This is a genomic window from Pseudomonas sp. JV245A, assembly GCF_032424515.1.
GTDB lineage: Bacteria > Pseudomonadota > Gammaproteobacteria > Pseudomonadales > Pseudomonadaceae > Aquipseudomonas > Aquipseudomonas protegens.
In genome coordinates this window covers 1-1834 of record NZ_VYKE01000345.1, presented here as the reverse complement: position 1 = coordinate 1834, position 1834 = coordinate 1, and the positions used below count along the sequence as shown (strand labels likewise).

3 protein-coding genes are annotated in these 1834 nt (G+C 68.1%); all 3 read left to right on the top strand.

What is annotated here, in order from left to right; genetic code table 11:
• Positions 1-399, top strand: a 399-nt coding sequence (gene gspG, locus F6S12_RS31435; protein ID WP_315869825.1) for a type II secretion system major pseudopilin GspG, incomplete at its 5' end; no start/stop codon positions are given.
• 8 nt (positions 400-407) lie between these two features.
• The gene (gene gspK / locus F6S12_RS31430) at positions 408-1388 is read left to right on the top strand and encodes a type II secretion system minor pseudopilin GspK (RefSeq protein WP_093402932.1); all 981 of its coding nucleotides are present in this window, start codon (positions 408-410) and stop codon (positions 1386-1388) included.
• The coding region (gene gspL / locus F6S12_RS31425; RefSeq protein ID WP_315869824.1) for a type II secretion system protein GspL at positions 1385-1834 on the top strand (450 nt) is incomplete at its 3' end. The genes gspK and gspL, both read left to right, overlap by 4 nt.

Below are 1834 nucleotides of genomic sequence, written 5' to 3'. Positions count from 1 at the left end.
GGCTTCACCCTGATCGAGATCATGGTCGTGGTGGTGATCCTCGGGATCCTGGCAGCCATGGTGGTGCCCAAGGTCCTGGATCGCCCGGACCAGGCACGGGCCACGGCGGCCAGGCAGGACATCGCCGGGCTCATGCAGGCCCTCAAGCTCTATCGCCTGGACCACGGCAGCTACCCGAACATGAACCAGGGCCTGAAGGTGCTGGTGGAGCGCCCGGCCAATGCCAAGGACAGCAACTGGCGCTCCTACCTGGAACGTCTGCCCAATGACCCCTGGGGCCGCCCGTATCACTACCTCAACCCCGGTGCCAACGGCGAAGTGGATGTGTTTTCCCTCGGCGCCGATGGCCAGCCCGACGGCGACGGCGTGAATGCCGATATCGGCTCCTGGCAACTATAGGGCCGGTCGTGAAAGCCCATTCGCCCAGTGCGGCGAAGCAGCGTGGCATGGCCATCATCAGCGCCTTGCTGATCGCCGCGGTGGTGGCGGTGATCGCCGGGGGCATGCTTACCCGGCAAACCTCTTTCACCCGTGCGGTGGAAGCCGAACAGGCGCGGATCGTCGCTGCCGGGGTGCTTCAGGGCGGCCTGGAATACAGCCGGCAACTGCTCTGGGACGCGCGCCAGCGTGATGTGTTGACACGCCTCGACCAGGCCTGGGCGCGGCCCATCGGCGACCAGGCCCTGGGTGGATTCAACGCCGGGTTCCAGGGCCACCTGCAAGACCTGCAGGGCAAGTTCAACCTGCGCAACCTGGTGTTCAACCAGCAGGTGGATGCGGGGCAACTGCAGAGCTTCCAGCAGCTGTGCCAACTGATCGGCATCGACGGCGCCCTGGGCCGGCGTATCAGCCAGCGGGTGATCGCTTCCTACCCCCAGCGCCTGCAGGCGCCAGCCGCCACCAGCAGCCATGGCAGTTTCAACAGCGGTCGCCAGACCTCGGCAGGCGCTGCGGCGCAGACCCTGGCGCCCAGGCAGCCGATGCTGCGCAGCCTGGACGACTTGCTGGGCCTTGAGGGCGTGACCCCGGAACTGCTGGTGCGCCTGGAGCCGTACGTGAGCATCCTGCCGGGCAATACCTGGATCAACGGCAACACCGCCAGCGCCGAGGTGCTGGTGGCGGCGGTGCCGGGCCTGGATCTGTCCCGGGCCCGGGCCCTGGTGGCCGAGCGTGACGCCGGGCACTGGTTCATCAACCGTGGCGATTTCGTCAATCGCTTGCGCCTGCCGCAGTTGCAGGTGGACCAGATCAAGGTCGGCATCACCAGCGAGTGGTTCCTGCTTCAGGGCCAGGCCCGCCGTGATCAGCGCCGGGTCAGCCTGCAAGCGCTGCTGCACCGTCCCGAGGACCGCATGCCCCAGGTGATCTGGTCGCGGGTGGGCGCATGAGCCGCCTGCGCATCGGCTTGCCGCCCCTGGACTTGTTGCTCGGCACCGAGCAGCCGCAGCAGTGCCGGGTGGATTATGCAAGGCTCGATCGTGGCGGGCGGGTCACGGATACCGGTTGCTGTGCCCTGGGCCAGCTGGGGTTGCCGGGCAAGGGTGACAAGCCGCCCGCAGTGGAGTGTTTCCTGCACCCACTGGACAGCCTGCTGACGCAGATCCCATTGCCGCAATTGCCCGCTGCGCGGATCAAGGCCGCGGTGGCCTGCGCTGCGCAGGCGCTGATTCTCGGCCCCAGTGAACAGATGCATGTGGCCCACGGCCCCCGGGATGCAGAGGGCCAGGTGGCGCTGAGCTGGCTGCCCCGGGAACGCCTGCAGGCCCTGGGGAGGCTGCTGGAGCAGGCCGGGTTGAAGCTCGCCGGCCTGTACCCGGCGCCCTACGCCTTGCCG